The sequence below is a fragment of the Bradyrhizobium sp. LB14.3 genome (assembly GCF_040547985.1).
Taxonomy (GTDB): domain Bacteria; phylum Pseudomonadota; class Alphaproteobacteria; order Rhizobiales; family Xanthobacteraceae; genus Bradyrhizobium.
Genome location: NZ_JBEPQT010000025.1, coordinates 31,825 through 51,495, shown reverse-complemented (window position 1 = coordinate 51,495; position 19,671 = coordinate 31,825). Strand labels below are relative to the sequence as shown.

Genomic DNA, 19,671 nt, shown 5'->3' with positions numbered 1-19,671 from the left:
GCATGAGTGATGCTTGTTGGAATGAACGAGACGTTAGACCGATCCCATCGACACATGTGCATTCGGCAGCCGTCCAATCCTGCTGGATTGGGGTGCTAAGGGGAGAGAGCCGTCGCATCTGTCGCGACCGTGCTTGCGACGGTGCCGTGTCGCGTTGATGGACGAAGAATCGAGAATGATGCATGAGCGAAACCGGCATGAGATGCAAATCAACGGTCCCCTCAAGATCTCCTTGGTCCAAACGCGGAGCGCGGAAGTGGACAATATAGAATCGATGACTCTACAGGAGCTGCGCTCCGCAATAGGTGGCGGCAGGGTCTTGGAGATAACTACGACAACGGGCTGTATCGTCCGATGTTCTTATTGCCCGCAGGACAAGTTTGCCGAACGGCAAAGAGCGATATCCGACGTGAAGCATCTTTCTCTCCAAGATTTCAAGCGATGTCTGGCGCGCGTACCAGCAGCTGTCGACATCAGCTTTTCCGGGTATTCGGAGCCTTGGCTCAATCCGGCTTGCACAGAAATGGTTGAGCATGCCTATGCGTGTGGCCATGGAATCCGGATTTCCACAACCCTGGTAGGAATGAACGGGCGGGATCTAAGACGCTTGCGTGCGCTGCAGTTCCGCGTTTTCCTGGTGCATGTTTTTGATGACGGCACGCACATGGATAGTGGTCTCGTCAGGCGCAACTATGTCGATTTGGTGCGCCAACTTGTCGACGCCGACGTTTCATCGTTGCTCTTCATAGTCATGGGCGAGGTGCATCCCGAACTTATCGGCATAATTCCTGACGAAGCGCTTGTTCGCTCGCGTCCGCCGCGCAGCAGGGCTGGCAACGGCGAGAAGATGGTTGGAGCGCGGCAGCCAATCGTTGGAGCACTGACATGTCCTGACGAACGGCAGTATCGTAATGTTCTTCTCCCAAACGGCGACGTTACTTTCTGCTGCATGGATTTTGAGCGACAACACGTTTTGGGCAACCTCCTCCGCGACAGGTACAAGGATCTCTTCCAAGGGGCAGCCTTTTGCAATATTGCCGATCGCATAAACGGAACGGACGGCTTTCTGCTTTGTCGATCGTGTGAATTCGCCGAACCAATGAAGCCGGAATGTTGATCTTTGAGAGAAGTTGAACTGCTCGAAGCGAATCGCGAGGCCTGGCAAGGACGGCCTCCCAGCTTATCACCACATCATCCGCGGGGACGACCCTGCCATGAACGGAGGGCCGCCATGGCCTGGAGCATTTTGTTGGTTGCCGGCCTGCTGGAGGTCGCCTGGGCAATCGGTCTCAAATACACCGAGGGCTTTACCAAGCCCGTTCCCGTGCTCACGCTCGCGGCCATGGCCGGCAGCGTGATCCTGCTCGGCCTTGCTCTAAAGACGCTGCCCATTGGAACTGCCTATGCGGTCTGGACCGGCATCGGTGCGGTCGGCACCGCAGCGCTTGGCATCATCCTGTTCGGAGAACCGGCCGCCGCGTTTCGCTTTGCCAGCATCGGACTGATCGTCGCCGGCATTGTCGGGCTGAAGCTCGTGTCCTGACGAAAACATCGAAAGCAGTGACCCCCACCAGGTCAGCGCCGTAAGGATCGCCGAGGCCGGCACGTGATTCTCCAGGCATAGACGATCGAGCTGGCCACGTTCCAGCGCCCCGGCGACGGCGCGGGGCCGATAATGGCGAGGAAGTCGCCAAAAAGCGAAATGCCGATGCAAGCCCTCCGGGCCGAGACCGTCTGGCCGCGACCTCTGCGTCGTGAAGCGAAAGCCCTGGTGCGGACGATACGCCAGCCTCTCATCAGCGTCCCATCGCCATGGCGACTGGCACAATAGCACCAGCGAAAACGGCACGAACAATTCGCTGCCGAGATCGCGGTACCAATAGAACAGCAACGAAACCCAGCTATGCGGCTGATGTCCGGGCGACCGCCAAGAAAGGTCCCTTGCCGGAGTTATACGATGCCTGATCTCCGGGGCAGCAGGGGAGACGATGCAGACCGGCAGATCGTGTTCGTTCGCTCCGAACTGCTTCCGGCCGTCCGGCGTTGGCACCATCAGGGACTGCCGACCAGTTCAACCCTCAGGGCGCGGCCAGGTGAGCTTGCGATCTCTGACTGAGCTCAGCTCCGCGCCTCGAATTACCGGCGCGACTTCATTGTGTGGTTGCAAAGAAGCTCGATCACCTAATCTCTTTCGCAGGAGCGTTCACTGAAATCATCGAACTGGCGGTGCCGGCGCGCGGCATTCGTTCCGTGTTCGACCTCAGACCCGCGGCTTGTTTGAACAATGACCGCTATTGTGAAGGGTTTTGGATGCCGGCCCCATGACGGTAGGGCGGCGTGCACGGGCCGGCGTCCGAAAGCCTCCAGGGGAGGAAACCGCGCATGGTGGGCGGGAATGGCGCGGCAGGCTCTATGCGGATTTGAGCGCCGCAGGCGAGTTGGCCGATTGAGTTCGAACCGATGCAGCGAACTGCGGGGCGGTGGCGCGGCGGGCGAATGAGTGGTTGGCGGCGTCCAACTCGCAGCATTGTCGGCGGATTGGCGACGATAGCAGAACATTTGGATGCACTCCGCCGTGGCCGTTCGATGAGCGCGGGCAAGATGATCGGTTTTGCAGAACCGCCGTTGTGTGGTCATGAGGTGTCAATCCTGATGGCGCGGGTTGGAGCGGCTGGCGAGTGGCGCGGTGTCTCGCCGCGCACGAAGACCTCGATGAGGATCATACGGCCGTCGCAGCATGGACACCGCGGCTTGTCGGCGTCGGCGATAGCCTCGGGCGCATCCTTACGTTTTTTGATGGCGAGCAGCTCGCGGGCGCGTGCGATGTTGCCGGCGCAAGCGCCCGCGCCAGCAGGCCGTAATGGCCGATGCGGTTAAAGCCCTTTGGCAGCACGTGGATGAGGAAGCGGCGGATGAACTCGTCGGCCGCCAGGATCATGATCTTCTGTCGTTCGCGGCCCTCGACGCGGTAATCCTTCCATCTGAAGGTGACACCGTGCTGGTCGAGGGCGATCAGGCGGCTGTTGGCGATGGCGACGCGGTGTGTATAGCGCGACAGATAGGCCAACACGGCCTCGGGACCGCCGAACGGACGCTCGGCATAGACCACCCATTCGGCGTTGCGCAGCGGTGCGAGTTGAGCCGCGAAGGCTTGCGCATCGCCAAGTGGCGTTTGATTGCCGAAGAAGTACAGGCCGTTTGATTGCCGAAGAAGTACAGGCGGCCGGCCTTGTGGGTCGCAATGAGCTTCCAGGAGCAGCCTGCGGTACAGGCGCCAGAGCACGCGCACCGGCTGAAAGAAGCCGGGACGGCACGATACCCAGCGCGTGCCGTCGGGCGAGATGCCACCGCCCGGCAGATCATGTGCACGTGCGGGTGATGGGTGAGCGCCGAACCCCAGGTGTGCAGCACGGAGGTGATGCCGATGCGGGCGGCCGAGGCTTTGAACAAGAGGTTGTAGATCACGGTCTTGTTCTGGTAGGCGATGTCGGCGATGGCTGCAGGCAGCGTGAACACCACGTGATAGTACGGCACCGGCAACAGCTCGGCCTCGCGGTCGGCAAGCCAATCCTTTGCAGCGGCGCCCTGGCACTTCGGGCAGTGCCGGTTGCGGCAGAAGTTGTAGGCCATCGTGGTATAGGCGCAGTCCTCGCAGCCCGCAACATGGCCGCCGACGGCTGCCGTGCGGCAGTTCTCGATCGCCGACATCACCTTCAACTGGTCAAGGCTGACATGACCGGCATGGGCTTGTCGCCATGCCGGTCCACGGTCGCGGAAGATATCCACGACCTCCAAAGCCGGGCGCGACACAAGCGCCTCAGCGTCAGCCGGGCGGCCGGATCACCTTGAGCTTGATCGCGATGTGTTCCAGCGGGCTCATGACCTGGCTGATCGTCTTGGTGGCGACACGGGTGTAAAGCGCCGTCGTGTCGAGCTTGGCGTGACCGAGCAGCACCTGGATGACGCGCACGTCGATCTTTTGCTCGAGCAGGTGGGTGGCAAAGCTGTGCCGCAAGGTGTGCCGGGAGACGCGCTTGTTGATCTCCGCCATCTGGGCCGCAGCGTGACAGGCGCGATTGAGCTGGCGCGTGGTCGTCGGCTGGGCCGGATCGCGGCCGGGAACAGCCAGCCCTGCGGCCGCGCCGCCTTCGACCAGGTCCGCAGCAGATCGAGCAAGTAGTGGGAGAGCATGACGTTGCGGTCCTTGCCGCCTTTGCCTTGCTCGACGCGGAAGATCATGCGCTGGCTGTCGATGTCGGAGATCTTGAGCGAGACCACTTCGGTGGCGCGCAGGCCGGCGCCATAGGCCACGCTCAGCGCCGCCTTGTACTTGAGTCCGGGCGCAGCATCGAGCAGCCGCGCCACCACCACCGGCAGCTTGCGCGGCTCGTGAATGATATGCGTATGCTCGACGATGTCGTGGCGCTTCAGCGTGACCCGAAAGAAGAACCGCAGCGTCGAGACGGTCTGGCTGATGGTCGGAACTCCAACGCCGCTCGCGGTCAGATGCAGCTGATAGCGGCGCACGTCCTCGAAGGTCGCCGTATCCGGTGAACGCCCGAGGAACGCAGCGAAGTTCTTGACCCGTTGTACGTAGTCATGTTGGGTCTTCGGCTCATGTCTTCGATCATGCGCCGGCGCAACGGATTGCTTGCCTCGTCGGTCATGGGGATGCTCCTGTTTTGAGTGAAGGTTGCGACCCCCTCATCTCAAGACAGCACGCCCCGTCGCGCTATCCTCTCAGCCGCGCTGCCAACGTAGTGCCCTACCGCGCGAGCGGTTTAGTCCTCTGTCGCGTAGACGACATCGCGATCGAAAAACGCAGGGAGCTTGCATCGTGCCCGTTGGCACAGAGTCTGCACACCACCAGGGCATGGGAGCGACGCTGCGAGTTCAGTGGCTCACGGTTCGTTCTGGAAGGCGGGCACTTCGTGTTCGGGAGGTGACATGCGATCTGACATTCTTGTTCCGACTGCCGCAGCAGTCGCGCTCGTCGCATGCGGTGTTGCTCATTCAGCGGATCTCCAGCCAGTCGTCAGCGAGCCATGCTGTTTCCAACCGCACGAACAGCTGCATTGTCTTGTGTGGCATTGTTGTGATTGGCGCCTGCAAGGCAGATCCACACGTCTTTGTCACCGAAACCGCACGTGTGGTATTAGGCTTCTTACTCGCCCGGAAAAATGCTGGCTATGTCGGAGCAGCCCTGGCTTGAACGGCAATCGCGGCCGATATCGCAAACAGCAGCGAAGTCCGGGAAGGGACCTATGCGGCGTTCCCGCGGCAAAGGGTGCAATTCGACTACCGTCGTTTCGATGGGCCCCTCGGAGCGGGCGTTGCGCAAGCGCTCACACCTGCTGCTTGGTCCCTCAGATTTGACTGCGAGTGTATGAGTTTTGGCATGACAGCATCTGGCGACCTCTGGAAATTAAGCTGTGAGCTCTGGGCATGTCCAAAACTGAAAGTTAGAGTCGAATGGAGTGCAGGTAGGCTGCATCCCGAGCCACATTCGTGTTGCCTACCTTGCCCAGGGGTGCCTTGAATGCCACAAGCCTTCTTTCTTCCGCTCGACCTGTACCTGGCGGAATCTGATTGTTGTTTCCGTGCCACGCCTTTGTCTTGTTTAGGCTCTGGAGAGCCCGCCATTCTTCTGGCGTAAGTGCGGCACTCTCTCGAACTCAAGAGGCGCGGATTGCGAGTCCATGGTTCCCAAGAACTACGCCGAGAACGATGGCGTTCCTGCGGAGCTCGCGATTTTCGGTCTTGCGAATTTTCCGCTTACGAGAGCTTCAGACCGTCTTACTCGTTTGAGCATGGTTGGGCGGCCGTGGTAAGCTTGCTCACTCCCGGTCGACGCATTTATTCTGGTGTGGGGAATGCCGCTCAAGCAAATGTGCATTCGTGTCGTCAGAACAGCTGGCTGGTCGACCACCTAAGCAAATGCACTTTCGATATAGCCAAGGTACGGCAAAGCTGCCCGCCCACACGCCCAGTCCGGCACGTTCGGCTGCGCCTTGCGCATGGTCGTACCGTCTCCTGGGGTATCGCTCGAGCGCGAGACCGTTACGCACCAACCATTCTCCGAGATCGATGCCATCAACTGAACAGGTCGCCATCGTCCCATCCTCCAGAAGGCAACTGACTTCGCGCTCTGCAATGAAGCTTTCAAGATCGCTCGCGGCCCTGAGGCCACATCGATATGGATTGCCGTTGAAATATCGGCACGTTTGAGTCTCGTCCGGCGCGTCGATGCCCCAGAGCTGAACGCTTGTCCCGTGAATTTCAAGGGTGTCGGCGCTGATGACCTTTGCCGGTTCCGTCAATTCGCGGGCAAACACGATGCTGCACAGTGCGAGCATGGTCAACACCACGATCAATCCATACATGGCGATCTTCTTTGCCGAACTGCGAACATTCCGGCCGAGTGCAGCAGAGCATGGGGGACCGCCGAACGGCGCTCCATCGCGCCTGAGCTTAGGAGGGTGCTAATGTTGCATGGGTAAGCTCGTTCGACGGATGACTCCCCCTGTATCAGCAGCGCAAGACGCCCCTCGTGTCCAACCTCGCCCCCGATGCTCTGCGACCAGGCTGCAGCGCTGGCCGTATCCCGCCATTCCTCCACGCCCTTGCGGCAGTTCGCCTTGGCCGCATCACGCACCAGCAGGTCGAACTCGGTCGTGCGCGTCCGCTCACAAGCGAACTGGCCGGCGCAGACGGGCGGCGACAAGTCGGCGAGATATGAATTCCTGGTCGCCTTGTGCGGAATGCGCATAAGCTCGGCCCCCTCGCTGCCACGGATAGTTCGCCCGGGATCGCTGCAGCCGGCTGCTATCGGCGAAAGCATACGCATCTCTTGAGCAAAACTGGGGACATGACGGCCATCGTTGCTATCGACAGCAACATGCCTTCTAGAAGCGGTGGGCGACAGATCCTCGCACTCACGCCGCCCAACTTGTTTCGCGAGCGCCAGCGCAGCAAGATCAGCCAGCGGCCCGGCCAAGGCCACAACTGCATAGGAAACCGCGAACGATGCGACGTTACTGAGGTTGGCGGCGCCGAAGCCCGCGCCATAGAGCTCCCAAAACGCGCCCCAGACAACGATACCGGATTGATACGCAGTCGAGAGCGCAAGCGCCTTATGTACTGCAGACCGCGATAGGCGGCGTTGGATGGAATGAGCCGGTTGGCGAGCGCCTGGATCGCAAACAGCGTCACTAGAAGCGTCGTGACATTCATACCATATTGCGGCAGGTCGGTCGGAACAAAGAGGACGCCTGGCAGCAAGAGGCCGAACGCAAGACCAAAGGCAGCCGGCGCGGCGCCGAACAACAGGAACAGCGTCGAGCCCTGGACGAAGTGCAGTTCGGAGACTCCAACCGCAAAGTGCGGCAGGATTTCGAGAAACGTGAACACAAGGGCCGTCGCGTCGATGGCTTGCATAGCAAACGACAGAGCGCCCCGCTCGCGTATGGCCTCGACCACAATCTTGGCGACGACGCAGCCCATCGCAATGCCTGTCGCGCAGCTCAATACGAGCTTGGCGCCTGTTACTATTCCCGCTTCGATATGCACGGTCTCAACTCCTTTCCGCCGTTGTACTCGGGCGTCGGCTCAAGAATTTGCCGGACGATCGTTTGGCTGTCGGTTGGAAACGGCACTTCACCTTCGCCACCCTCAGTCCACTGGTAACGTCCTGTTTTCGCCAGATCGGACCGGGTGTGCACTCCGCCTTCGCTCGGTCAATGAGACATTTCATAGCAATAGCTATGCCAGCGCCGCTGACGCGGCTAAGGCTCTGATTGCGGCTTGAAAATTCCGCCGCGCGCGAGAGTCACCGTCTTCTGTAGCCGACATGCTCTGGAGGAAGTTGAACACACACACTGCGGCCAGTTTTTTGGTCACCTGTGCCGTTTCAAACAATCATTGTTGCTCGCCCATTGAAGCGGAAATCCTGAGGCCGCTGGCGCGAAGATACCGGTTCGTCATCAATCTTGCTCGACGTTGTTCGAGGGACGGCGTCTAGGGCGCAGCCAAATGTTTGGCGGCCGGTGTCGTCGAATTCCTCGAAGAGCTTGCTGGGCCGTTCGATTGACCTTGCGGCGAAGCATGCACGAACATGGAAATGGCGGCCACCGATCCAAACTGTGGAGCCCCATTTGCTGGATCTCAGCATCATCTCTCAGCGACGCTCCCGGCAAATTCCGCTGCATCATCTGCGACGAAGTTCTGGACGTATTTCCAGGGGAGCGCTATCGCGTCGCTGTGGCGCCAAACCGGATGCAAATGTGAACATGGATCAACTTACGCCCGGTAGGCCTGCCGTCTCCGGACACACGGCGGTCGCCTCGATGCTGCGCATTGCGGGCAGTCATGCTGGCGGTCGTATCAACCCGTCGGCTCTGGAAATCGGAACGCTGGTGTCCTCGATGCCGGTCGCTTTCCGCATTCATGCGGGCCTTGTCGTGATCTTCCGTTATGGCCTTGTAGTGCTCATCCGGTAGTCGCCCTCGGAAGAAAGCGCTCTGATCGAAACCCTGATATCCCGGGTCATCGGTGAACTCAGCTCCTACGAGGAGGAGAGCGCGCAGGCGCAGCTCTGCGACGACCAGAGCGCCGAGGTCATCCTGCGGGGCGGACGGATTTGTCTCAGAGACTTTAGCGACGATCGGCTGCTGCTAATCGCCGATACGTTAGCCCAAGAGCACGGCGCTGGAGCGAGGTGAGCGCCGCATCGCCGCGGTATTCGACGTGATCGAACCCTTTGCACGCGAACTAGCCGAGCACGGCCGGACGCCGCGGAGCCGCAAGGGCATTCTCGAACTGATCGGCAATGCGCTCCTGGTTCAGCAGCGCGTGGCGGGCCGCGTCGCCATTGCCGAAGCCCGACGCACTCTGGGAGAAGCCGGAACTCGAGCGGCTCTATGCGCGCCTGAAAGACGAATACGAATTTCAGGAGCGTCTTGAGATGCTTGAGCGCAAGCTGTCGGCCATCTCCGGAACGGCTAACGCACTGACGGACATCATCGCCACACGGCGCTCGCTGCGTCTTGAGTGGGTTATAGTCGTGCTGATCGTGATAGAAGTTGCGATCGGATGCTTTCGGATTATTACAGCAGCTCACTGAGTGCGGCTGGCCGCAGCGCGTCGTGGGGTTGAGCGGGCCTACTGACCGACTTGGGCGGCATTGACGTGGTACGCGCCGTTCGGCCGCACTCAGCTGCGGATTCCGGCTGTGTCTTCGCCGTGCTCGTGGACGCGAGGTTCGGCGAAATCCCGGTGCGGCTCGCGAAAACAGCGAATAGCCGAGGCGAGTTCGTTTCCCCGGCGATCGAGCAAGGATAGGGCGTGTATGGCAGACGCGCGGCGGAGCGTTGATGTCGACGATCCAGCGCTACCCAAGAAGGCCCTTTTGCCCAATTTGCAGCGGGCCGCCACTCAAGTTGTCTGCTATTCTCGACCTAGTCGCGGCATAGTTGCCAGGCCTTCCCCCGCCGCCCCCATGGCGCAGCCAGCGACTACCGAAAAACAAGGACGGTCGATTTCACCAGGACGCCTCACTGGGTTGAGCGACTGCCTTTCGCCGCTTTGCCACATCGCCGCGGCTCGGTCGACGTGTCCTGCCGCGATTTCCCTGGCGTGGCTGTTAGCGAACGGTTCCATGATCCGCCAGCGCGCAAACGCGCGCTGCAACTGAACATGAAAGCTCAGAACTGCGGATCTCGTCCTCGCTAACGCGAAGGCGCCGAGCTGAACGCGGCCGGGGACTGCGACCGGGCGTGCATAGCGGCTCCGCGTCAGCGATAAACACTAACGGGATGACAAAGGAACTAGGCCGCGAATTTCGACGCGGCTTTGAGCTCGCAAGCCGGCGCCGAGAGTTTCTAACGTCCCCATCCGCTCTGGACATTCCATCTGCAGGACTGTCCGTCAAAGCGCCTGGACACTCGCCCTCGGCAGCTCCTCTCAAATCCGCTTCCGAACCGACCCCGGCATGGCGATCCTTCGCTGGCTCGTTCAGGAGCCCGGCGAGCCTGAGGCCTTCAAGGGCTTCTTCGAGCCGCTGCTCGCGAATGATTGCGACCAGCAGCGAAACGGCCTCCTCCCGATCGACGGTGAAGCAGACGTCAGGCCCTCGCGAAACTAACAGGTCCAGCAAGGTCGGAAGGTCAGCATCGTGGTGTCGTAAGGCCGAGACCACATCATTCGCGAGATAGGTCGCCGAATCAGCATTCGGCGGCGGATCAAAGTCCAAGTCGACTTTGGCGGGCTTCTCGATCGCAGGTCGTATCAACTCGCCCTTCCGTCTTGCATCCATGGAGAGCATGAACACCGCATCCGCGAGGTTCTCGCGCGGCAAGCTTCTCAGTTCGGCTATGAGGGCCTGGATGTCGCCGACCGAACTCTCACGGCGTGCCTCTGCTCGCCGCGCGTTAGCGCGGCTGCCCTGCTCTTTTGTAATCGAACCATCGTCATGCTCTCCGGCCGACCATATATCCCGGCGATACAGGCGAATGAAGTGCAAACTTACGTGCTGCATGCGCGCAGCCCGCCTGACGAACGCGCAGCCGGCGGTCGCGCGAAGGAGTCACAAAGCGCTAATTTCGTGATCCGCTCGTGCTTGTCTGTCTACAAGGCGCTCGATGGCACGATCGTCGGGTCGGCGGCTATGGCGAAGCGAAGTCCTGCTTCCAGCGTTCCGTTTGTAGGTCATAGGCAGCGTCGCGAGGCAGTGGCGGCAGGCGGATCGCCGCGAACTCGAAACCGGCCAGATGTTGGGGGGGAGGCGTCAAGCACCAGAAAGCGGCGCTCATCACCGGAAGCAGGAACAACGTGATCATCATTAGAGGCCATAATAAGATGCACGTAATTTGGGCTGCTTTACTCGTCGTCGTGGACGGTGAGTTCGTCTTCGAGGTGTTCAAAGGGGCCGTTGTTAACCATGGCATCAGCCTCGGCCTCGGCGTTGGTCTTCATGTGGAAGGGCACGGCCAGCGAGGGCGAGGGCGCCGCGTCCACAACGGGGTTGTCACTTGACCGTTGCCGTGACGTCCACGTCGGTGTTCAGCTCGATCTAGTCGTCCACCTTGGGCGCGACGTGCGGCGAGCTGTGCAGCTCCATGTCCCCAGGCTCCACAATGTGGTTGACGAGGTTGACAACGAGCGCGTCCACGCTCCGGTCGTCCTGGGCTTGGAGGCCAATAGCGTGCACAAAGCCTTCCTTGCTCAGCAGGCAACGCCCAAGGCGACGGCGCTGTTCGTTGGTTCGTTCCATGATCTCTTGTGTCAGTCTGTTCGGCATACGGTTCTCCTAGGGTTGTTACACTTGTTCCGTGATGATAGGCACCGGCACAAACACCGCGCACGGCTCGCGGTGTTCAGGAAGGATGTAGTAGATGTGGCCGCCTTCCACAGGCAAGCGCATCACTGCTGCCCCAGGGAAGACAGGCGCCGCTACGGTGAAGAGAACCAGGAGCGATCGACAGATCCGAGATGGACGACCTGATCCAGCCAATGCGTTGCCCCTGTTTCGGATCCGCTCGCTTTGACTACGCGGAACCTGGCAAGGGCCCGCCCGGTAGATGGAAAGGTCGGGACTCGATTGAATCAGGTGAAATCTCAACTTGGCGCGTGATCTCGTTGTATCGCGAGAACGCCGCGGCCTGCCCATCAGCCCCTACCCCGAAGCTTTAACCAAATTTGAATAGCACACCGTAACCGCCACGTGGGTAGCTCCACTCGATATCACCACTTTCTTCGCAGATCACCCGGCAGGTGCCGCACTCGACACACCCGTCGACTGCCACCTCAACATGACCTTTATCGCTGAGCTCGTAGCAACGTGCAGGGCAGGCCTTCAGCATCGATAAGAGCCGTGAGGATGGTGTGGTGTGCGGCCGCACCTTGATATGGGCGCGGCCGGAATCAACGAGATAGCGGTTGTAGAATAGTTTGTCCTCGACACGTCGGGATGGCTCGCTCGGCATTGTTTCTGGCTCCGTCGTTCGTCGTTGTCTTTGGTTTGTGATCACCGCCAGGCCCGGGCGATGCGCAGGGCATCGCTGAACACACCACTCCACGACCGCGCCTTGATGAACGAGCTCAGCATCAGCTTCTCTTTCTCAAGCTTTGGTGTGCCGTCGACGCGCAGGTAATCCTGCATCGCCTTGGAGAAGAGCTGCGGATATGTGAGAAAGAAGTTCTGCGAGTGGGTATGCATCAGTGCCGGCATATCCTTGTACTTCTTCAGGTCCTTTATCACGAAGGAATCATTCAGCAGTTTTTTGTAAAGCGAAAGATTTTTGGCCGTCATCGGATCATTTCGCGATTTAATAAGGCAGATCGCTTCCGCGGCGATACGGCCCGACGTCATCGCCAGATTGGACCCCTCGCGATGGATGGCGTTGTTGAGCTGGGCGGCGTCTCCGACAACAACCCAGCCCTCACCACAAAGCTGCGGGATCGCCTTGTATCCACCTTCGGGGATCAAATGCGCGGAGTATTCCTTTACTTCCGAACCCTCGATCAACGGCGCGACGGACGGGTGACGCTTGAAGCCCTCGAGCAGGCCGTAAGGCGTCTCGCCGGTACGCTGGAAGTCGGCAACAAGACAGCCGATACCGAGCGAGATGCATTCCTTGTTGGAGTAGATGAAGCCCATACCGGTCATGCCGCGGGAGATGGTTCCGGCGGCTTCGATGACGAGCCCCTCGTCGCCTTTGAGATTGAAGCGAGCATCGATTGTCTCGCGCGACAGGAAATGCATCTCCTTGACCGCGAGTGCGACCTTGTCCGGTTTCGGCCGCCCTCTTAAGCCTGCACCCGTCCCGAGCACTCCGTTCACCCCCTCGGCCAGCACGACGACATCTGCGTGGATTTCACCGCCATCTCGGTCTGTGCGCACCCCGACGACCCTCCCGTGGGAATCCTGGAGGAGCTCGGTCACCGTGGTCTCGCACAGCACCGTGGCGCCGGCCTCGCGGACCTTCTGGGAAAACCATTTATCGAACTGGGCACGGATGATGGTGTAGCGGTTCGGCTTCTCCTCGTTGAAATCATCGGAGCGATAGTGAATCCCGGTGTGCGAACGCTCGTCCACGATCCAGAAGCGTTGCTCGACGAGATGCCGTTCAAGTGGTGCATCTTCTCGGAAATTCGGGATCAGCTTCTCCAGCATATCGGCATAGAGGATGGCGCCTTGCACGTTCTTCGAGCCCGAATACTCGCCGCGCTCCAGCTGCAGCACTTTTAGGCCCCGCTCGGCCATGGTCAGCGCTGCCGCATTCCCGCCCATGCCAGCACCGACGACGATCGCGTCGAATCTTTCCTCGATCATAACAAGCTTCCCTAACCAGCGATGCGGTCGTGCGAGTGCAGCGATAGCTGCGCGCGGAATGCAGACGTCAATGCGGGCAACAGTCGAATGGCGTCCGTGACGATGCCGATATGGGCGAAGTCGAAGATCGGAGCGTTCTTGTCGGTGTTGATGGCAACGATGAGGTCGCCCCCCTCCACGCCAACACGATGCTGGATCGCGCCGGAAATACCGGCCGCCATATAGAGCTTTGGCCGAATGGTTTTCCCGGTCTGGCCGATTTGTCGGTCCGAGGTGACCCAGCCCTTCTGGACCAGCGGCCGCGAGCAGCCATACTCGGCGCCAAGCACGTCCGCGAGTTGCTGTACCAGTTGGAAGTTCTCAGGCGACCCCAGACCGAGCCCTCCAGCGACGACCACGTCGGCATAGGCAAGGTTGGACTTTGTCGAATCGCGGTCTGGCAGAAACGACAGCACTTTTGTGACGATATCTTCCTCTACAAGCCCGAGTGGATGCGAGATGACGCGCCAGACCGCACCGGTCACGCGCTCGGGCATCGGCATCACGCGCGGACGGATTGTTGCCATCTGTGGACGATAGTTCAGTGTGTAGATCGTGCACAATAATGAGCCGCCAAACGTCGGCCGCGTCGCTGCAAGCGAGCCGTCGGTATCGACATCGAGCTCGGTGCAGTCGGCAGTTAGGCCGGTGAGCAGTGTGGTGGCCACTGAGCCAGCGAGATCGCGGCCGAGTGTAGTTGCCCCTAGGAGTAGGATTTCCGGCTTGTACGTATTGACCAGCTCTGACAGGGCCTTGGTGTAGGATTCATTGCGATAATCGGCTAACAGATCATCCGCGACGATATAGGCGAGGTCTGCGCCGTAGCAGAAGGATTCGGCGACCGCCTGCTGCGTTGTCTCCCCGATCGGGCCGATGACAACCGCGGCGAGGTCAACGTTGAGCTTGTCGGCGAGCCGGCGGCCGGCACCCATCAGCTCCCAGGAAACGGGATGCACTATGCCACGTTCCTGCTCGATGAAGACCCAGACGTGCTTATACGCCTTGAATCGTTCGGGCAGCTCCCTCTTGGTCGCCGCGCGACCACCACCCGCGGCCGGAGCTGCGCTTTTGGGTGCGGTGCTCATCATCTGTACTCCCATCCGTGTTCAGTAGCGGCTCGTCAGGAAGCGTGCTCCGCCTCCAGCTTTGAATTCGCGCGTGAAGATTGCTTCAATTAAGAGTTCGGCCGCGTGCCCGCCGCCCTCTTTTCAACACCGCCTGGCAGCAGCGCGGGGCCGAGACACCCATTGCTGGACGTTTGTCGACGAGCCCGGAAGCACGCGCTTGGGCGTTCTTCCCCGCTTCGGCAATGGAACTAGTGAGGCACGCAACCGCGCGGTCACGCGAGCCATCGATTGGTCCCCCTCATCTTCGAGATGCAAGCGAGTTCGAACAGATCGAGGACGTGCCGGCGGCTCGGCTGGTGCCACTGTCGGCCGCGAGCTTGCCGGTGAAAACGCGATCCATTACTCTGAATGCCCTCGCAATCTTGCCGATTGCAGCGACACGCCCGCAACTCTTGGCGAAGGCACGAGGGCCGGCGATGAAGCCGCCCATCAACGGCGCCGCGCGACCGGCGCTGGAGAGCAAGGGCTCCCCCCGGGAAACCTCGGCCATAGATCGGCCAAGGGGAGTGATTTCGTCGACGAATTGTTGGCGCGGATCAAGCGCAGCTTTCAGCTCAGCCAGGCCGGAATATGCAACCATAGCTTTGGCGTCGCGACGCATCATAATGCCGACAGGCAGCGCGCGCGAAACTGCGCGTGTTCCAAAACAAACTCGATCCTGACCAAGATGTGCATTCGCTTCTCCAGACTAGCTGAGCATATGTCAGCAATTGTCGTACCAATTGCGCAGACGATGAAAACTGACCGCCAATACAGACTCTTACTGAAGGAAATCGGATTGGCAGCCTCTCGAACGTTCGACAACCGTGCTGGACCCGTGTCCGGAATGCGACAGAAGACATTCATCCGAATCTTGCTGCGCTTTCCTCACCAACATGCGCTCACCGCTGCCGGCGTTCCATTGCAGGAGATAGGTGCACCATGAGCACCAGCTTGAAACGAGGGAAATATCAGGGCTGAGCGGTGATCACCTTCAGGAGCCGAGTGTCCAAGCTGCGGATCCGCGAGGCCGTAACTGCAAGTTTCATTTAACTTCGACGCCATGGGAGGTTGGCAGGTTCTCCGAACCTTCACACTCCAGAGCACGGGATACAAACTCAATTCACTCAAAGCAACTGAGCTGCACCAATGCTGGATGCTTGTTCGATTGTGGTGCGGCCGCATCCTTCAGAACCTTGAATACGCGCTGTTCGATCGGGGAGGACGTGACGAAGTCGGCATAGGCGCGCTCAAGCGTGGCCTTGCAACGCGAGGCGATCTCAGGATCGGATACACCGGTAAACTCCTGGCCCGCGAGATATTGACCCATGCGACGCAGGATGTGAAGCCGCGCCACGTCGATGATTTTCGCATCGTACTCGACGCCGAGCAGTGCAAAAAACTCCTCTGCCGCCGAGGCCTTGCTCAATTGCGAAAGGATCCCGTCCGTCGTCATTCTCAACCTCCATTAGATCCGCGTCCAGAAACCGTCCTGGCTCGAATGTTCCAACCTGATCGCGCGACGCGCATGGCTGACCACCTGATAGCCCTCGGTTGACGAGCGATCTTTCGTGAATGTCGCGCCAGATCGCCACCACCGTTTCCTGGGAAACCGGGCCTTTGTGCTCGATGGCATGCTTGCTGACGCGCGCGAGAATGGTTTCGGTTTGCTCGGCGGTGACCGAAAACTGTAGCTCGGACAAGAGCGAAGTGATAGCGGCAAGGCCTGAATGCTTGCCGACCACAATGCGGGGGAGCGGCCGAGCAACCCCGGGTCCAGCGCTTGGTAGTGGGGCCGGTCTTTTAAGAGCCCATCGACGTGGATGCAGAATTCATGGGTAAAGACATGCTCGCCGACAACCGCCTTGCTGGGCGGAATGTTGCGGCACGCTGCGGCTGCAGCGGCGGCCGCGAGTTTTTCCAGTTCGGATAGCAGCACGCCGGTGTCACGGCCGTAGAGCTGCCTAAGTGCGACGGCAACTTCCTCCAGCGGCGCATTGCGGGCTCGCTGGCGCAGTCCAATGGCCGTCACAGAGGCGTGCGTCGCACCGGCCTTGATCGGCGCCAGCGTATTAGCCGTCGCCAGCCCAAGATCGTCATGGCCGTGGAACTCGAGCTCGAGATCGGTGCTGGCGCGCAGTGCGGCCAGGAGTGCGAAGGACGCGTCGGGATCGAGCACGCTCAGCGTATCTGCGACACGAAAGCGCCGCACGCCGGCCACGTTGGCGATTGCGATCAGGTCGGTCAGGAAGTTGACATCGGCACGCGAGGAGTCTTCGCCACCCACCGCGAGTCCCTTGTTGCGAGCATAGGCCACGACGCGCTTCACCCGCTAAAGCGCGGCCAAGCGGCCGCCACCGAGTTTCGCCGCAATCTGAACGTCGGACGTGGAATCGATAGGCTGACCATCGAAACACCAGCCTCGATCGCCGCATCGATGTCCGCGGGTTTCATCCGGTACCAGCCGATGATCGTGGCCGCAAGGCCCGCTTCGGCGACCGCTCGGATCGCGGTAATCTCTTCCTGACCCATCGCCGGCGTGCCGGCCTCAATCTCCAAGACCCCGGCCGCGGCCAGCGCACGCGCGATCGAGACGTTTTCCGGTGTCGTGAAGGCCACGCCGGGTGTCTGTTCGCCGTCGCGCAACGTGATGTCATTAAGGACCATGGATCTCGACCGATCTTTGTCGGGCCCGGTGATTGCGGCAGCGAACGCCATCAGCGGCTCCGTATGTTTATTCCGGAAGCTGTTCAGCAACTGCTGTGCCAACCCGCTCGAATTCCCAAGAACCTGTGAATGACGCCGAATTTCAGATCAGTCGGGTGTGTCGCAAATCCGACAGGGTGCAAACGGCGGAGCGCCAGGTTCGGTGCGCTTGCGACCGAGCTGAAAGCAGGCGCCGAGCTTGGAAGCTTGCTAGCCAGGCAACGGTTCGGGCCTCACCTCAAGCTGCAGCACTTCGGGGAAGGCGCGTGCATTCCGGCGCTTATCGAAGAAGATTTTTGAGCCATCGGTTCGGTCCAACCACAAGTCAGTGTTCGTAAACGAGTTCAGCGGGGCGGGATCGAGAGGCGGATGTTGGCGTCGATCGCGCGTCAACATAGAACATGTCGGCGGTAAATGTGACGTCCCCTCTGCCAGTTATCAAGCCGCGATCATCAGACGTCGCGGCGTCCTGCTTAGGCCACCTGCGCGAAGTTGTTTACCCCGGTATCTTTTCAAACCCTCAGTCTCGTCATGTGACAGCTGGCCGAAAGCTCGTCCGATATACCGGGACTCGCGCCGAGGAGGGGTATCCGTTATGAGCTCAGCCTTGCGAACTTGGGATGGCTTGGACGGAGTCATCGAGACGACGCAGATGATCCCCGCCGGCGTCCGGCCATCCGGCTCTCCCCGCTCTCCTCGCCGAAGCAAAGATCAAAATCATTGCATTCCGTGCAGACCGGCGCGGTACACATCACCAGACCGTCATCTTCGCATAGCGTGCGATAGAAGAAGCGCTTCCAGCGCATGTTCTCGGTGTTGCGAGCCGCCAGCGGCCCGAAATGGCGCATCAGGAGGCGGGATAATTCGTCCCGCTCCCGCAGACCGAGATCTTCCCACAGGTGATTAGGCTCCATGGCGCGCCGCGCGATCATCGTCGCGAGCCACCCGCCGACCTCGCCATGCGTGCAACGTTGCGCAAGCAGGAGGTCGCGCACCATAATCGTGTCGTCAGGAGCCAGTAACGCGGACTGTTCGCGCCAGGTACAACTCCTGACCGGGGTAGATGGGAAGTATTGCACCAAGAGCGCATCGAGCTCCTGGTTAGTCAAGCCAGCCCGCTCGGGAAGTTGGCCACCATCCATAGCGGATGCGGCGAGAACGCAAGCGAGCACATGGCGATCGAAATTGCCATCGTCGCTGATGTCGACTTCTGTTGGATGGCGCCCGGTCAGAAGCCCGTAGAGCTCACTTGCATCGCGCTGCTCGGCGATGTGAGCTGCTGATACAGGAGATGACATCGTATCGGCCAATTTGCTTTGTGTGCCAATCATGAAGGTCCCCCAGCTTCTGAGTGGACGATGTCGGCCTTCCCGGTCGAGAAGGCCGACAACATGAACTATGCCGAAACAGCGGCGAGCTCGGCGGCGGTCTTGCCGACCAGGTTCTCGTCGACAGGCTTGATGATGCCGTGCTCCATGAGCATATCCTCGAGCTCGTCCATGCTGATTGGCGTCGGGATGGCGCCTTGTCCCGCATTATTGTGGATCTTGGTCGCGAGATTGCGATAGTGATCCGCCTGCTTGGACTCTGGCGCGTATTCCAGCACAGTCATGCGGCGCAGCTCCGCGTGCTGCACGACATTGTCGCGCGGCACGAAGTAGATCAGCCGACTGCCGAGCTTCTTGGCAAGAGCATCTGCAAGCTCCAGCTCCTTGTCGGTCTGCCGCTCGTTACAGATCAGGCCGCCGAGGCGCACGCCGCCGGAATTCGCATACTTCAGAATACCCTTGGAGATGTTGTTGGCGGCATACATCGCCATCATCTCGCCGGACATCACGATGTAGATTTCCTGTGCCTTGTTCTCGCGGATAGGCATCGCGAAGCCACCGCAGACGACGTCGCCGAGCACGTCGTAAGAGACGTAGTCGATGTCCTCATAGGCGCCATTCTCCTCCAGAAAGTTGATCGAAGTGATCACGCCTCTTCCGGCGCACCCGACCCCCGGCTCGGGACCGCCGGACTCGACGCATCGAATGTCCTTGTAGCCGAGCTTGATGACGTCCTCGATTTCGAGGTCCTCAACGCTGCCGGCATTCGCCGCCAGACTCAGAATGGTGTCCTGCGCTTTGGCGTGCAGGATGAGGCGAGTCGAGTCCGCTTTGGGATCACAGCCGACGATGAGAATCCTTTGGCCCAGCTCAGCAAGAGCCGCCAGCGTATTTTGCGACGTTGTCGATTTACCGATGCCACCCTTGCCATAAAACGCGATTTGTCTCAGCGAAGACATGTTGCTCTCCATCAACCGATTGCCAATTTTTCGCGCCGAACGCGCGAGGCTGTTTCTCTCTCAGAAACGTGGACACACGGGTTTCGGGAAGGAGGCCATCGCTCGCCATCAGCGTCGGCGTGCCCTCAGCCCTCACTCCTTGTTGCTGCATCCAGTTAGCAACTAGCGTGCCATTCGTTCGCACGCGCGTTAAGCATCTGACT

Annotated in this window: 13 protein-coding genes and 5 pseudogenes; 4 read left to right on the top strand and 14 right to left on the bottom strand. The window is 60.2% G+C overall.

Features of this window, described 5'->3' with window-relative positions:
- Positions 1 to 409 precede the first annotated feature (409 nt).
- Positions 410 to 1,117: an SPASM domain-containing protein gene (locus ABIB00_RS31155; protein ID WP_354106982.1), complete on the top strand. Its 708-nt coding sequence runs from the start codon at positions 410 to 412 to the stop codon at positions 1,115 to 1,117.
- Positions 1,118 to 1,231: 114 nt separating this feature from the next.
- On the top strand, positions 1,232 to 1,543 hold the full coding sequence (gene sugE, locus ABIB00_RS31150) for a quaternary ammonium compound efflux SMR transporter SugE (protein ID WP_354106981.1): 312 nt from the start codon (positions 1,232 to 1,234) through the stop codon (positions 1,541 to 1,543).
- A 1,090-nt stretch (positions 1,544 to 2,633) separates the two neighbouring features.
- On the opposite strand, the pseudogene ABIB00_RS31145 reads toward sugE, so the two are convergent.
- The 4 genes and pseudogenes from ABIB00_RS31145 to ABIB00_RS31130 form a co-directional block, all read right to left on the bottom strand.
- Positions 2,634 to 3,810, bottom strand: a pseudogene (locus tag ABIB00_RS31145) (IS91 family transposase).
- A gap of 13 nt (positions 3,811 to 3,823) precedes the next feature.
- Positions 3,824 to 4,667, bottom strand: a pseudogene (locus ABIB00_RS31140) (tyrosine-type recombinase/integrase).
- Between the two features lie 1,170 nt (positions 4,668 to 5,837).
- On the bottom strand, positions 5,838 to 6,383 hold the full coding sequence (locus ABIB00_RS31135; protein WP_354106980.1) for a thermonuclease family protein: 546 nt from the start codon (positions 6,381 to 6,383) through the stop codon (positions 5,838 to 5,840).
- Positions 6,384 to 6,946: 563 nt separating this feature from the next.
- Positions 6,947 to 7,569: pseudogene (locus ABIB00_RS31130) on the bottom strand (energy-coupling factor ABC transporter permease); the annotation flags it as partial.
- A gap of 776 nt (positions 7,570 to 8,345) precedes the next feature.
- Between ABIB00_RS31130 and ABIB00_RS31125 the strand changes: the two are divergent.
- A pseudogene (locus ABIB00_RS31125) lies at positions 8,346 to 9,121 on the top strand (RMD1 family protein).
- A gap of 519 nt (positions 9,122 to 9,640) precedes the next feature.
- Here the strand turns inward: ABIB00_RS31125 and ABIB00_RS31120 are convergent.
- The 6 genes from ABIB00_RS31120 to ABIB00_RS31095 all read right to left on the bottom strand — a co-directional run bounded on the left by ABIB00_RS31120 (position 9,641) and on the right by ABIB00_RS31095 (position 14,457).
- The gene (locus ABIB00_RS31120) at positions 9,641 to 10,534 is read right to left on the bottom strand and encodes a hypothetical protein (RefSeq protein WP_354106979.1); all 894 of its coding nucleotides are present in this window, start codon (positions 10,532 to 10,534) and stop codon (positions 9,641 to 9,643) included.
- A gap of 341 nt (positions 10,535 to 10,875) precedes the next feature.
- Entirely contained in the window at positions 10,876 to 11,013 is a 138-nt protein-coding gene (locus ABIB00_RS31115; RefSeq protein WP_354106978.1) for a hypothetical protein, read from the bottom strand.
- A gap of 55 nt (positions 11,014 to 11,068) precedes the next feature.
- Positions 11,069 to 11,296 (bottom strand): hypothetical protein, encoded by a 228-nt coding sequence (locus tag ABIB00_RS31110; RefSeq protein WP_354106977.1) that lies wholly within the window; start codon positions 11,294 to 11,296, stop codon positions 11,069 to 11,071.
- Between the two features lie 388 nt (positions 11,297 to 11,684).
- A complete protein-coding gene (locus ABIB00_RS31105) occupies positions 11,685 to 11,981 on the bottom strand; it encodes a ferredoxin family protein (protein WP_247822260.1) in 297 nt (98 codons plus the stop codon).
- A gap of 41 nt (positions 11,982 to 12,022) precedes the next feature.
- On the bottom strand, positions 12,023 to 13,330 hold the full coding sequence (locus ABIB00_RS31100) for an FAD-binding protein (protein WP_354106976.1): 1,308 nt from the start codon (positions 13,328 to 13,330) through the stop codon (positions 12,023 to 12,025).
- A gap of 11 nt (positions 13,331 to 13,341) precedes the next feature.
- Positions 13,342 to 14,457, bottom strand: a complete 1,116-nt coding sequence (locus ABIB00_RS31095; RefSeq protein ID WP_502917910.1) for an electron transfer flavoprotein subunit alpha/FixB family protein — start codon at positions 14,455 to 14,457, stop codon at positions 13,342 to 13,344.
- 196 nt (positions 14,458 to 14,653) lie between these two features.
- Here ABIB00_RS31095 and ABIB00_RS31090 point away from each other — a divergent pair, with 196 nt between their 5' ends.
- Complete coding sequence (locus ABIB00_RS31090; RefSeq protein WP_354106975.1) at positions 14,654 to 15,421, top strand: hypothetical protein; 768 nt, start codon at positions 14,654 to 14,656, stop codon at positions 15,419 to 15,421.
- Positions 15,422 to 15,598: 177 nt separating this feature from the next.
- Here the strand turns inward: ABIB00_RS31090 and nifW are convergent, their stop codons facing one another.
- The 4 genes and pseudogenes from nifW to nifH form a co-directional block, all read right to left on the bottom strand.
- A complete protein-coding gene (nifW, locus tag ABIB00_RS31085) occupies positions 15,599 to 15,931 on the bottom strand; it encodes a nitrogenase stabilizing/protective protein NifW (protein ID WP_354106974.1) in 333 nt (110 codons plus the stop codon).
- Positions 15,932 to 16,049: 118 nt separating this feature from the next.
- Positions 16,050 to 17,193: pseudogene (locus ABIB00_RS31080) on the bottom strand (hydroxymethylglutaryl-CoA lyase-like TIM-barrel protein); the annotation flags it as partial.
- 623 nt (positions 17,194 to 17,816) lie between these two features.
- Positions 17,817 to 18,479, bottom strand: a complete 663-nt coding sequence (locus ABIB00_RS31075) for a nitrogen fixation protein NifQ (RefSeq protein WP_354107017.1) — start codon at positions 18,477 to 18,479, stop codon at positions 17,817 to 17,819.
- Between the two features lie 98 nt (positions 18,480 to 18,577).
- Positions 18,578 to 19,468: a nitrogenase iron protein gene (nifH, locus tag ABIB00_RS31070; RefSeq protein WP_247822264.1), complete on the bottom strand. Its 891-nt coding sequence runs from the start codon at positions 19,466 to 19,468 to the stop codon at positions 18,578 to 18,580.
- Between the last annotated feature and the right edge of the window lie 203 nt (positions 19,469 to 19,671).